At 42.0% G+C, this 12457-nt stretch carries 16 protein-coding genes and 1 pseudogene; 13 read left to right on the plus strand and 4 right to left on the minus strand.

Going from position 1 to position 12457, the window contains the following annotated elements:
- The first annotated feature begins 9 nt into the window (after window positions 1-9).
- The 3 genes from Q3W56_RS01230 to Q3W56_RS01240 all read left to right on the plus strand — a co-directional run bounded on the left by Q3W56_RS01230 (window position 10) and on the right by Q3W56_RS01240 (window position 1756).
- Complete coding sequence (locus tag Q3W56_RS01230; RefSeq protein ID WP_302894216.1) at window positions 10-243, plus strand: hypothetical protein; 234 nt, start codon at window positions 10-12, stop codon at window positions 241-243.
- Window positions 244-521: 278 nt separating this feature from the next.
- A complete protein-coding gene (locus Q3W56_RS01235) occupies window positions 522-1229 on the plus strand; it encodes a poly-gamma-glutamate hydrolase family protein (protein WP_302894217.1) in 708 nt (235 codons plus the stop codon).
- 74 nt (window positions 1230-1303) lie between these two features.
- A complete protein-coding gene (locus tag Q3W56_RS01240) occupies window positions 1304-1756 on the plus strand; it encodes an OsmC family protein (RefSeq protein WP_302894218.1) in 453 nt (150 codons plus the stop codon).
- A gap of 11 nt (window positions 1757-1767) precedes the next feature.
- On the opposite strand, the pseudogene ebrB reads toward Q3W56_RS01240, so the two are convergent.
- The 3 genes and pseudogenes from ebrB to Q3W56_RS01255 all read right to left on the minus strand — a co-directional run bounded on the left by ebrB (window position 1768) and on the right by Q3W56_RS01255 (window position 2843).
- A pseudogene (gene ebrB / locus Q3W56_RS01245) lies at window positions 1768-2122 on the minus strand (multidrug efflux SMR transporter subunit EbrB).
- A gap of 13 nt (window positions 2123-2135) precedes the next feature.
- Window positions 2136-2453, minus strand: a complete 318-nt coding sequence (gene ebrA / locus Q3W56_RS01250) for a multidrug efflux SMR transporter subunit EbrA (protein WP_302894220.1) — start codon at window positions 2451-2453, stop codon at window positions 2136-2138.
- A gap of 141 nt (window positions 2454-2594) precedes the next feature.
- Complete coding sequence (locus tag Q3W56_RS01255) at window positions 2595-2843, minus strand: hypothetical protein (RefSeq protein ID WP_302894221.1); 249 nt, start codon at window positions 2841-2843, stop codon at window positions 2595-2597.
- Between the two features lie 89 nt (window positions 2844-2932).
- On the opposite strand from Q3W56_RS01255, the gene Q3W56_RS01260 reads away from it, so the two are divergent.
- From Q3W56_RS01260 to Q3W56_RS01300, 9 genes are all read left to right on the plus strand, one after another.
- Window positions 2933-3346, plus strand: a complete 414-nt coding sequence (locus Q3W56_RS01260; protein ID WP_302894222.1) for a YmaF family protein — start codon at window positions 2933-2935, stop codon at window positions 3344-3346.
- A 99-nt stretch (window positions 3347-3445) separates the two neighbouring features.
- The gene (miaA, locus tag Q3W56_RS01265; protein ID WP_302894223.1) at window positions 3446-4390 is read left to right on the plus strand and encodes a tRNA (adenosine(37)-N6)-dimethylallyltransferase MiaA; all 945 of its coding nucleotides are present in this window, start codon (window positions 3446-3448) and stop codon (window positions 4388-4390) included.
- A 39-nt stretch (window positions 4391-4429) separates the two neighbouring features.
- Window positions 4430-4651 carry an RNA chaperone Hfq gene (gene hfq, locus Q3W56_RS01270; protein ID WP_003221097.1) on the plus strand — a complete coding sequence of 74 codons (222 nt, stop codon included), beginning with the start codon at window positions 4430-4432 and terminating at the stop codon, window positions 4649-4651.
- A gap of 190 nt (window positions 4652-4841) precedes the next feature.
- Complete coding sequence (locus Q3W56_RS01275) at window positions 4842-5114, plus strand: YmzC family protein (protein ID WP_302894224.1); 273 nt, start codon at window positions 4842-4844, stop codon at window positions 5112-5114.
- A gap of 82 nt (window positions 5115-5196) precedes the next feature.
- Window positions 5197-5427, plus strand: coding sequence for a hypothetical protein (locus Q3W56_RS01280; RefSeq protein WP_003238362.1), 231 nt, complete (start codon window positions 5197-5199; stop codon window positions 5425-5427).
- A gap of 244 nt (window positions 5428-5671) precedes the next feature.
- Window positions 5672-6064 carry a class Ib ribonucleoside-diphosphate reductase assembly flavoprotein NrdI gene (gene nrdI, locus Q3W56_RS01285; RefSeq protein ID WP_302894225.1) on the plus strand — a complete coding sequence of 131 codons (393 nt, stop codon included), beginning with the start codon at window positions 5672-5674 and terminating at the stop codon, window positions 6062-6064.
- Entirely contained in the window at window positions 6024-8126 is a 2103-nt protein-coding gene (gene nrdE, locus Q3W56_RS01290; protein ID WP_302894226.1) for a class 1b ribonucleoside-diphosphate reductase subunit alpha, read from the plus strand. The genes nrdI and nrdE overlap by 41 nt, the downstream gene beginning before the upstream one ends.
- A 17-nt stretch (window positions 8127-8143) precedes the next feature.
- A complete protein-coding gene (gene nrdF / locus Q3W56_RS01295) occupies window positions 8144-9133 on the plus strand; it encodes a class 1b ribonucleoside-diphosphate reductase subunit beta (protein WP_302894227.1) in 990 nt (329 codons plus the stop codon).
- Window positions 9134-9182: 49 nt separating this feature from the next.
- Window positions 9183-9803 carry a hypothetical protein gene (locus tag Q3W56_RS01300; RefSeq protein WP_302894228.1) on the plus strand — a complete coding sequence of 207 codons (621 nt, stop codon included), beginning with the start codon at window positions 9183-9185 and terminating at the stop codon, window positions 9801-9803.
- A gap of 62 nt (window positions 9804-9865) precedes the next feature.
- Here Q3W56_RS01300 and Q3W56_RS01305 read toward each other — a convergent pair whose 3' ends face one another.
- Entirely contained in the window at window positions 9866-10633 is a 768-nt protein-coding gene (locus tag Q3W56_RS01305) for an N-acetylmuramoyl-L-alanine amidase (RefSeq protein WP_302894229.1), read from the minus strand.
- A gap of 789 nt (window positions 10634-11422) precedes the next feature.
- On the opposite strand from Q3W56_RS01305, the gene spoVK reads away from it, so the two are divergent.
- Window positions 11423-12391 (plus strand): stage V sporulation protein K, encoded by a 969-nt coding sequence (spoVK, locus tag Q3W56_RS01310; RefSeq protein ID WP_302894230.1) that lies wholly within the window; start codon window positions 11423-11425, stop codon window positions 12389-12391.
- Window positions 12392-12457 lie beyond the last annotated feature (66 nt).

A 12457-nucleotide genomic window follows, 5' to 3' on the forward strand; every position in this document is an offset into this window, starting at 1 on the left:
AGCAGCTGTATGAATTTCTTCTTACATCGGTCTTTGGAAAGCCAAATACCAATTAGCATTATATATATGAAGAAAGACGGGACGATTAGTAAAAGAACGATTATTGTAAGACAGAAAAAACAAACACTAATCAAAGCATTTTGTTTTTCGAAACAACAGATCAGAACGTTTTTGTTGGATTCGATCCTCTCCTGTGACTTTGTGGGAACAAATAAACAAAATCTCTATTTGGCAGATCGATAACAGGCTGTCCGTCTCATAAACCGGGCAGCCGCTAATAAAACCCTCCTTAAACCTTTATACATGTAATTGCCAAGTGAGGTTATGCCTACTTTTTTTATTTTCCTCTCAATCTTTTTTCACTCATATTTCAAATGAACCGCTATGATCCGTGACAATCAATTGATTTTTTGAAACCGGGAACTTTTTCACTGATGATATACTGTATACAATGGTAAGATAAAACCTATTGGCTAAACCTCATATAATGAACCTCGCCATTCTTATGAAAGGAGTTAAACATGAGAAGATTTATACTAAATGTCATATTAGTCTTAGCCATTGTCTTATTCCTGAGATATGTTAATTACTCATTAGAACCTGAACCATCTAATCAGCCAGATACATATTCAAATTTCAGTAGCTTGGCAGAAAATGAGAGCCCAGCCAATTATGATATTTCTTATAGTGAAAAAAAAGGAAGCAAAGTGTTAATTATGTCTCCACACGGAGGAAGAATTGAAGGCGGAGTAAGCGAGCTTGTGCGGTATTTCAATAATGAATTCTCTACATACCTATTTGAAGGGTTGAAGTCACACGATAACCAGACGCTTCACATTACAAGCACTAACTTTGATGAGCCATTGGCCGAAAAGAAAATCAAGGAGCACCAATATGTTGTGGCTTTTCACGGATATAAGGGGGAAGATAAGAATACACTTGTTGGAGGCACAGATCGAAAGCGGGCGAAAATGATCGTAAGAGCCCTTGAGAGAAGAGGGTTTCCCGCTGAGTTAGCGTCGTCTAAAAGCGGTCTTGCAGGATTGAGTGCCGAAAACATTAACAACCAAGGGGAAACGGGGCTGAGTATCCAGCTGGAGATCAGCCGCGAGCAAAGAGAAGCATTTTTCGATGACTTTTATTATAAAAATAGGAAATATACAAAGAACAGTGAATTTTATTCTTATGTACGTGCGATCAAAAGTGTCCTTGAAAAAGAGTATTCGTAACAAGCAGTTCAGAAGACAAAATAAGAGAAAATCAGTAGACTGAAATAGGATTATAAAAGGAGGCAAAACATACGATGGCAGATCATCATTTTTATTTAAAAGCGAACTGGCCGGGTAACCGCAATGACGTTGGTACGATCGAAAGCGGGAACTTAATCACATCTATTTCCATTCCTAAAGAAATGGATGGGCCGGGAGAGGGGACCAACCCAGATGAAATGCTTCTCGGCGCGGCAGCTACCTGTTACATTATTACACTTGCTGCGATGATGGAAAGAAGCGGGATAGATAAGGAAGACTTGCAAATGGAGTCAGAAGGTATTGTTGACGTCACAAAAGGAGTTTTTACATACAAAAAGATTATTCACCGTCCCTCTGTCGTGCTCAAACATGATGCCTCACAAGAAGATGTCGCATTGGCGCACAGGCTTTGTGAAAAGGCGGAGTCGTCATGCATGATTTCACGCGCAATTCAAGGTAATGTTGAGCTGCAGCTTGAAGCCTCTGTAAAACGAGCTGGAGAATAAGAAACAGACGGTCATTCACAGACCGTCTGTTTTTTTTTCTTTAGCAGGGGCTTTCGACCGATTTAATACGACGACGCCTGCAATGACAAGCGTGAGCCCGAACACGCCCTTTAAACTGATGGTTTCGCCAAAAAGCAAAAATCCGACAATGGCTGTAAGCGCCGTTCCAACGCCAGACCATGTCGCATACGCGCTTGATAAGTCAATTGTTTTTAAAGAAAAGCTTAGAAAGGTAAAAGCAGAAAGAAATCCGGCAATGACTCCAACAACGGGCCAGGCCTGTGTAAATCCTTCTGAAAGCTTTAGCATTGTGCTCCCGAAAACCTCAAATACAATGGCAAGAGCCAAATAAAGCAATCCTTTCATCATTATCACTCCTTTACTGCCAGTTAAGTAACACGACCCCTGATAGTAATAAAAGAATCCCGATAAGCCCTTTGACATTCAATTCTTCCTTAAACCATTTCACTCCGATCACTGCCGTCAGCACCGTGCCTACACCACTCCACGTCGCATACGAGAGGCTGAGGGGGATATGGTTTAAGGTGAGCGACAGCATATAAAAGGCGAGGGAATAGCCAATCACGACTAAAGCGCTTGGCTTCCATTTTTTGAAGCCGTCAGATACTTTCAGCATGGCCGCTCCTATCGATTCCGAGCAAATGGCAATCGTGAGGAATATATATCCTACCAACATGTTACATTCTCCTCACTTCAACTACATTTTTAGATTTGAAAAGATCTACAGCTAGAAAAATATTAGTGTATGCTTATGTATGAGTCAAGAGATTCATTTTCAATCACCGAAGAAGACCCCTTTTGAAGAGGCCTTTTGTGTTTAATAATAGTAAGGAAATGGAGCGTACGGATAATAGGGATATCCGCCATAAAAATAAGGATTAAATAAAGCGCTTCCTACCAGCCCGCCAACTAGGCCGCCGAAAAAAGGTCCCCCGTAAAAACCGAATGGCCGGCCAAACCCGAATCCAGGTCTTCCAAACCCGTAGCCGAATCCAGGCCTCCCATATCCGAAGGGTCTTCCAAATATTCTTGTATCTTCAGCAGTAAAATTGCTTATCTCGTTCATCTTTTCTTTCCTCCTGAAATAAAGTGTAGATGATGCAGTGTATTCAGCCTACCCAGATTTGATTGGGCGTTTGTTGAAAAGGAAGGGGTGTGATCACTTTGGGCCTGTATCCGTCTGACTGGTCAAAAGCGCCGCCTCACGCACACGCTTATCATGTCAAAACGACAAGAGAACAGGGGCATTATCATCTCATTGAAGGCTTTACTCAGCCAGCTAATGGATCGAATATTGATCAGCATACACATTACTTTACAGGGATCACTTCTTTTGAAAACGGCCATTTTCACCGATATTACGGAATCTCAGGGCCTGCAATTCCCTTATCAGACGGCACACATTATCACGAAATCGAAGAAACGACATATCTGGCCTATAATGATCCGATTGACATCCGGTACGGAGGCGTTGTGTATGATCCGAAAGATGACGGAAGAAAAACGCATCGGCATGCCCTGAAAGGAAAGACGAGAGAAATCGTCGGCAATGAACCCCTCGGGTGGTAGAAAGATGTTTACCGGTTCAAAAAAAGGGCAAAATGGATAGGTGGTTGTACATGATGAATGCTATAATGGGGGGAGATTTATAAAAGAGAGTGATACACATTGAATAATACGAAGCAGCCCGTTGTCATTTTAGTCGGACCGACGGCAGTGGGGAAAACAAATTTAAGTATTCAGCTAGCTAAATCTTTGAACGCGGAAATTATCAGCGGGGATTCGATGCAGGTTTATAAAGGAATGGATATTGGAACAGCTAAAATCACTGAACAGGAGATGGAAGGGGTACCCCATCATCTCATTGACATTTTAGACCCCCAAGATTCCTTCTCCACCGCCGATTATCAAAGCTTAGTGAGAAACAAAATCAGCGAGATTGCAAAAAGAGGAAAGCTTCCGATGATTGTCGGCGGTACAGGGCTTTATATACAATCTGTGCTTTACGATTATACATTTACGGAAGAGGCGAATGATCCTGCGTTTCGACAGAGCCTGCAAGTAGCCGCCGAGCGGCAAGGCGCTGATTTTCTTCATGCCAAACTTGCTGCGGCAGATCCAGAGGCAGCAGCTGCGATTCATCCCAATAATACGAGAAGAGTCATTCGTGCGCTGGAAATTTTACATACGTCCGGAAAAACGATGTCTCAGCATTTGAAGGAACAAAAACGAGAACTTCTGTACAATGCAGTGTTAATCGGACTGAAAATGGATAGAGACACGCTTTACGCAAGAATTAATCAGCGGGTCGATATGATGATGGAGGCAGGTCTTCTTCCGGAAGTGAAACGACTCTACGACAGGAATGTGAGAGACTGTCAATCGATACAGGCAATAGGCTATAAGGAGCTATATGCATATTTTGACGGTTTTGTGACACTTTCTGATGCCGTCGATCAGCTAAAGCAGAATTCAAGGCGGTACGCGAAACGCCAGCTGACGTGGTTTCGCAACAAAATGCAGGTTACCTGGTTCGATATGACACCGCCCGTTGATATGGAGCTAAAAAAAAAGGAAATTTTCAAACATATAGCAGGAAAACTCGAACTTTAATCGAAACTGTATGATATAGAGAATCAAGGAGGACGAAACATGAAACCGATTAATATTCAGGATCAGTTTTTGAATCAAATCCGGAAAGAAAATACGTATGTCACTGTTTTTTTGCTGAATGGCTTTCAGTTGCGTGGCCAGGTGAAAGGCTTTGATAACTTTACCGTATTGCTGGAATCGGAAGGTAAGCAGCAGCTTATCTATAAACATGCGATCTCAACATTTGCACCGCAAAAAAACGTCCAGCTTGAACTCGAATAGATTAAAAAATACCATGTCAAGACATGGGGAGGCTGTCGGGGGAATCCCGTCAGCCATTTTTTTTTGATCCACTTTCGTTTCAAGCTTTTTGGTAAGCGGACCATGCAAGGCACGGTCTTTTTTATGAGATCAACATATGCAAGACTAATCGAATATCATGTAAAAAATCGTAACTGGGAGTGGCGCGGCCTTGTTTGAAAGCGAAGCAGAACTGAGACGAATCAGGATTGCACTTGTGTGGATAGCTGTTTTTTTACTGTTCGGGGCGTGCGGGAATCAAGATACCATCATCGAAACAGACAGCGGCAATTCAGGCTATGAAACGCCTCGGCCAACCTCGTTCCCGCTTGAACATAATCATTTTGGTGTTGTGGAGAACGGCTATATCAAAATTTATGAGTATAATGAATCGCGAAATGAGGTAAAGCTGAAGAAAGAATACCCGGATGATGGGCTTGAATAAAATTCACAAGCATCCGAATTTACAAAGCGAATGCTACCCGCTAAACTAAATACAGACACAGATCAAACAGAGGGTGAAAAAAATGAAGCATAAAGTGATCGTGAATCATTGGGAAGAAATTTGTGAAGATGATTCTTGCTATGAATACGGAACAAGCATCATTGTAAATGGAAAAGAATTAATCAGAGAAGCGTCAATTATCAGCGCTTTGAAGGCGGTTTTAGAAGAGATCGGTGCGGATGTTGAAATAGAAGAAACAGTAGAGAGCGAAAAATGCTGTGATAGCTTAAGAAAAAAAAATCTAGACTACTAAGCAGTTTTTTTTCATGTTATGATATACATCGGCTTAAAAACGACACCATGAGTAGGACGAGAAATGATTCTCGTTCTGCTCTCTTTTTTGGGCCCTTATGAGTCTGCCCCCATTGCCTGATTTGATCAAAATATGAATTTTCCACAAAAACAAATCTATATATTGTGTTTTTATTAGAGGGTAGTATACTATATATAGTGCTAGTGATGAGAGATTCATATTTTTTGATAGGTCGTGATAAAACGTGGTACAAATCATATTTGATTCGAAAACAGGGAATGTTCAGCGGTTTGTGAATAAAATAGGCTTTCAGCAGATACGCAAGGTGGACGAAATTGATCACCTGGACACTCCGTTTGTTTTGGTCACCTACACGACAAACTTCGGTCAGGTACCGGCTTCAACACAATTATTTCTCGAAAAATACGCCCATCTTTTATTGGGAGTCGCTGCGAGCGGCAATAAAGTATGGGGCGATAACTTTGCAAAAAGCGCCGATACCATTTCAAGACAATATCAGGTGCCGATCTTGCACAAATTTGAACTCAGCGGCACATCTAAAGACGTTGAATTGTTTACTCAGGAGGTAGAAAGAGTTGTCACAAAATCAAGTGCCAAAATGGATCCAGTTAAATAACGAAATCATGATCCAAAAAGATGGAAAATTTCAGTTTGATAAGGATAAAGAGGCTGTACATAGCTATTTTGTAGATTATATCAATCAAAACACAGTTTTCTTTCACGATTTAAAAGAGAAGCTGGATTATTTGATTGAAAACCAATATTACGAAGAGGAATTCTTAAGCCTTTATTCTTTTGAAGACATTAAAGAAGTGTTTAAGACAGCTTACGCTAAGAAGTTTCGTTTTCCTTCCTTCATGAGTGCGTTTAAATTCTATAATGACTATGCTTTGAAAACGAATGACAAGAAAAAAATCCTCGAGCGTTATGAGGACCGAATCTCAATTGTTGCGCTGTTCTTCGCAAACGGCGACACTGAGAAAGCAAAAGAATATGTGAACCTGATGATTAACCAGGAATATCAGCCAAGCACACCGACATTTTTAAACGCGGGCAGAAAACGCCGCGGAGAGCTGGTGAGCTGCTTCTTGCTCGAAGTCAATGATTCATTAAACGATATTTCAAGAGCGATCGATATCTCCATGCAGCTTTCTAAACTGGGCGGCGGGGTTTCTCTTAACCTGTCCAAGCTTCGCGCGAAAGGTGAAGCCATTAAAGATGTTGAAAATGCCACAAAAGGCGTTGTAGGCGTCATGAAGCTTCTTGATAACGCGTTCCGTTATGCTGATCAAATGGGGCAAAGACAAGGATCTGGCGCGGCGTATTTAAACATTTTCCACCGCGATATCAATGATTTTCTCGATACGAAAAAGATTTCTGCCGATGAGGATGTGCGCGTCAAAACACTTTCAATCGGTGTAGTCATTCCGGACAAGTTCGTTGAGCTTGCGCGTGAGGACAAAGCGGCTTATGTATTCTATCCGCATACCATCTATAAAGAGTACGGACAGCACATGGACGAAATGGACATGAATGAAATGTACGATAAGTTCGTCGACAACCCTCGGGTGAAAAAAGAGAAAATCAACCCGCGTAAATTGCTCGAAAAACTGGCGGTGCTTCGCTCTGAATCAGGCTATCCATACATCATGTTCCAGGATAATGTCAACAAAGCACATGCGAATAACCATATTTCAAAGGTGAAATTTTCTAACCTTTGCTCTGAGGTACTGCAGGCATCTCAAGTTTCTTCTTACACAGACTACGATGTAGAAGATGAAATCGGTTTGGATATTTCATGCAACCTAGGATCGCTTAACATTCTCAACGTGATGGAGCACAAATCGATTGAAAAGACTGTTAAGCTTGCGACTGATTCTTTAACTCACGTTTCTGAAACGACTGATATCCGTAATGCGCCTGCTGTAAGACGGGCAAACAAAGCAATGAAATCAATCGGTCTCGGCGCTATGAACCTCCACGGGTACCTTGCGCAAAATGGGATCGCGTATGAAAGCCCGGAAGCGCGCGACTTTGCAAACACATTCTTTATGATGGTGAACTTCTACTCTATCCAGCGTTCTGCGGAGATCGCAAAAGAAAAGGGCGAGACGTTTAATCAATATGAAGGATCAACCTATGCAACTGGTGAATACTTCGATAAGTACGTTTCAACTGATTTCTCGCCGAAATACGAAAAAATCGCAAATCTGTTTCAAGGTATGCATATCCCGACGACAGAGGACTGGAAACAATTAAAAGCTTTTGTCGCTGAACACGGCATGTATCACAGCTACAGATTATGCATTGCGCCGACAGGCTCTATTTCATACGTTCAGTCAAGCACGGCATCTGTCATGCCGATTATGGAACGGATTGAAGAAAGAACATACGGCAACTCAAAAACGTACTACCCAATGCCTGGTCTTGCATCTAATAACTGGTTCTTCTACAAAGAAGCCTATGATATGGATATGTTCAAAGTTGTAGATATGATCGCGACTATCCAGCAGCACGTTGATCAGGGAATCAGCTTTACATTGTTCCTGAAAGATACAATGACGACTCGTGATTTAAACCGGATTGATTTGTATGCACATCACAGAGGAATTAAAACCATTTACTATGCAAGAACGAAAGATACTGGGCAAGACAGCTGCCTTTCTTGTGTTGTTTGATTAAAGGAGAGTTTATAGTGACAAAAATTTATGACGCAGCAAACTGGTCAAAGCATGAAGACGACTTTACCCAAATGTTCTATAACCAAAATGTGAAACAGTTCTGGCTTCCGGAAGAGATTGCTTTAAACGGCGATCTCCTCACATGGAAGTACCTCGGGAAAAATGAGCAAGACACATATATGAAGGTACTGGCCGGACTGACTCTTCTTGATACAGAGCAGGGGAATACAGGAATGCCGATTGTGGCTGAACACGTAGACGGCCACCAGCGGAAAGCCGTGCTGAACTTTATGGCGATGATGGAGAATGCTGTTCACGCAAAATCGTACTCTAATATTTTCATGACCCTGGCACCGACTGAAACCATCAATGAAGTATTTGAGTGGGTTAAACAAAATAAATATTTGCAGAAAAAAGCGCAAATCATCGTCGGGCTTTACAAAGCCATTCAAAAAGATGACGAGATTTCATTGTTCAAAGCGATGGTTGCTTCTGTCTATCTGGAAAGCTTCCTCTTCTACAGCGGTTTCTATTATCCGTTATATTTCTACGGACAAGGGAAACTAATGCAAAGCGGGGAAATCATTAACTTGATCCTTCGTGATGAAGCGATTCACGGCGTCTATGTGGGTCTCCTTGCTCAGGAAATCTACAATAAGCAGACAGAAGAGAAAAAAGCAGAGCTTCGCGGATTCGCAATCGACCTTCTGAATGAGTTATATGAAAATGAGCTTGAGTATACAGAAGACTTGTACGATCAAGTTGGACTCTCACACGACGTAAAGAAATTCATCCGCTATAATGCCAATAAAGCGCTGATGAACCTTGGATTTGATCTATATTTTGAAGAGGAAGATATTAATCCGATCGTTTTAAACGGATTAAATACAAAAACAAAATCACATGACTTCTTCTCTATGAAGGGGAACGGCTATAAAAAGGCGACAGTTGAGCCGCTCAAAGACGATGACTTTTATTTTGGAGATGAAAAAGAGCAGATATAATATCTGCTCTTTTCGGCTTGAAGATTCAAATGAGGAGGACGCAGTAATCATGGGAAAAATGGACGAAAAGATTTTAGTCGCCCCGCGCGAGGACGTGTTTAAGAAAGAAAGCTTAACCTTCCAGGGTGTGAACAGTGAAGATCGCAAAGTAGCAGAAATCATGGCTCAGATCGAAGCGGGCTATCGTGAAATGAGAAGGGGAGACGCAGAAGAAGATCCGCATTTCAAGCAGCCAATTCCTTATGTCGTCATTAAGCGCGAAGATGAAGTTTTCCTTTACGAACGGCTGGCGGGCGGCGGAGAATCACGTCTGCACAATAAGCTTTCTCTCGGCTTTGGAGGCCATATGAACGCGATTGAAGGAGCAGCCTCATTTGCTGAAGTCTTAAAGCTGAACACAGACCGTGAGCTTGACGAAGAACTGCAAATAAACGAAGAAGATAAACAAGCGATTGTCACACTGGGACTCATCAATGATGATGAAAACAGTGTCGGTAAAGTACATATCGGTATTCTATCTGCGCTTCAATTAAAACCAGACTCACAAGTGGAAGTGAAGGAAAAAGAACAAATTGCTGGAAAATGGATGAAAGTCTCTGAATTAAAACAGGACGACATCTATAAACGTCTGGAAACATGGTCACAATTTGTTGTTGATATTCTTGAATAAAAAAACCCGGTTTCTCGTGATGAGGAGCCGGGTTTTTTATAGGACGCTCGTCCACGTCTAGACTAGGATTCTAGAATCACAATAGCGTCAAAGCCAGCGTTTCTCGCTCTGGCAGCAAGAGCGTCTGCATTGTCTTTGGATGAAAATGCGCCAATCTGTACTTTGTATAATCCATTCTTTAAAACGACAATTGTGTCAAAGCCTTTCGCTTCGGCACTGCTTGCGAGTGAGTCCGCATTTGCTTTTACTTTAAATGCACCGACCTGAACCTTATATAATCCTGAGCTGGATGTCTTTTTAAGGCTAAAGGCTTGCTCCAGCCCATTTGCATGGCCTCTCGCTATGCTTTGAATAAAGCTGTTTGTTTTCAGCTTATTTGCATCTGCAACGGTATCGATGAAGCCGTTCTCGGTCAATAAGGCAGGCATTGCCGACTCCCTTAGGACGTGGAAGTTTGCTGTTTTTCTGCCGCGGTCTGCAAAGTCGACAGCTTGTATCACTTCAGAGTGAATTGCCGATTGATAAGTCGTCGTCGGGGCTCCCACACCCGGATAAATATAGCTTTCAAAACCTGTGCCGCCCCCGGAATTAATGTGAATGGACAAAAAGAAATCGGCTCCCCAGTTGTTAGCAGCGTTTGTCCGATCGCTTAAGCTGACATATTGGTCGCTTGTCCGGCTCAGCAGCAAAGAAACGCCTTCATACTCATTTGTCAATATCGTACGCAAAGCTAAAGCGATTTGCAGGGTTAACGTTTTTTCTTGAAGTCCATTTCCAGTTGCGCCTGGATCGGACCCGCCATGGCCAGGATCAATAAAAATTTTAACCATTCTTCATCACCTCATTACAGGATATGAAAAAATACGTTTCTGGCTTGTACGATTATCATTCATCTGAAAAATGAGGAAATAACCCTTTGCAAGCGGAAATTATTTCTCGGGAAAGCGCACAATTCAACATGGAGCGACAGCAGATTCTATCTGAATGAAAAAATGTAAATATGTCATTTGTTTGGGAGAATTATGTGTTTCGCTTTATTTCCGCTTATACCGTCTTGTCTTCAGCTTAGCGTTAGGCATTTGGCATATGCTGAGAAGAAAAAGGCAAGGAAAACGTGTCACTGGAGACATCTCTTTATTAATAGAAGAAAAAATGTCTCAGGTATCTTAAGATGAGGACAGCAAATTAAGCCCGATCAATATGCTGACAGGTGTGATCAATTCGTATTTATGGCTCGCTCCCTGTCCAAGACCGAAAGTGCCATGCCAAACAGGGTGCGCAGCGGACAAAGAACACAGCTTCGGAGGATATCTTCCGCTGTGAGAGATTCATTTGAGCTGTTAAAAACGATATAGGAAGTGTCCGTGATAAAGAGGTTTATATATCACAAAGGCATATCACCATATTCATAGCTCAGTGTTCCTTACAAAATTGTTAAAAACAAAATCTCTTGGTTTGTCCACCTCATGTCTGTGAATACAATAAGAAATAAAGTATTTCTCGGGAAAGCGCAAGATTCCTTATCATTCCCGAGAAAAGCAATTGTTTCGACACATGATAGGCGTTTGTCACAAACGGCATCCGCTTGAATATCATATAGAGAGAACAGAGAGGTGAAAATGTTGGAGCGCGCTGTGACATACAAAAACAACGGACAGATCAACATTATTCTTAACGGGCAAAAGCAGGTGCTGACGAATGCTGAGGCAGAGGCGGAATATCAAGCTGCATTGCAAAAAAACGAAGCTAAGCACGGCATTTTGAAGGAAATTGAAAAAGAGATGAGCGCACTGGTTGGGATGGAGGAAATGAAACGTAACATCAAGGAAATATACGCCTGGATTTTTGTGAACCAAAAACGCGCGGAGCAAGGCTTAAAGGTGGGAAAGCAAGCGCTGCACATGATGTTTAAAGGAAATCCGGGGACAGGAAAAACGACGGTTGCACGGCTGATCGGCAAGCTGTTCTTTGACATGAATGTCCTGTCAAAAGGCCACCTGATAGAAGCGGAGCGGGCTGATCTGGTCGGCGAATATATCGGCCACACCGCTCAAAAGACGAGAGATTTAATCAAAAAGTCGTTAGGCGGCATTTTGTTTATAGACGAAGCCTACTCGTTGGCAAGAGGCGGCGAAAAGGACTTTGGAAAAGAAGCGATCGACACACTTGTAAAGCATATGGAAGACAAACAGCATGAGTTTATTTTGATCCTTGCTGGATATTCTAGGGAAATGGATCATTTTCTCTCATTAAATCCCGGTCTTCAATCAAGATTTCCCATTTCCATTGATTTTCCTGATTATTCTGTCACCCAGCTCATGGAGATTGCAAAACGCATGATTGCTGATAGGGAATACCAGCTCAGTCAGGAAGCGGAATGGAAATTGAAAGATTACTTAATGACAGTCAAAAGCACGACAAGTCCCATTAAATTCAGCAATGGCCGTTTTGTCAGGAATGTGATCGAAAAATCGATCAGAGCGCAAGCCATGAGGCTTTTAATGGGCGATCAATACTTAAAAAGCGATTTGATGACCATTAAAAGCCAAGATCTTTCCATTAAAGAAGAAGCGTCTGGCTCTGTATAGACCTCTCAGTTTTCGAGAGGTCTGTTTTTTGCTTGTATTTCTTGCTTTTCGAAGCAATCGATTTGT

The sequence above is a fragment of the Bacillus sp. C28GYM-DRY-1 genome, assembly GCF_030519405.1.
GTDB lineage: Bacteria > Bacillota > Bacilli > Bacillales > Bacillaceae > Bacillus > Bacillus spizizenii_A.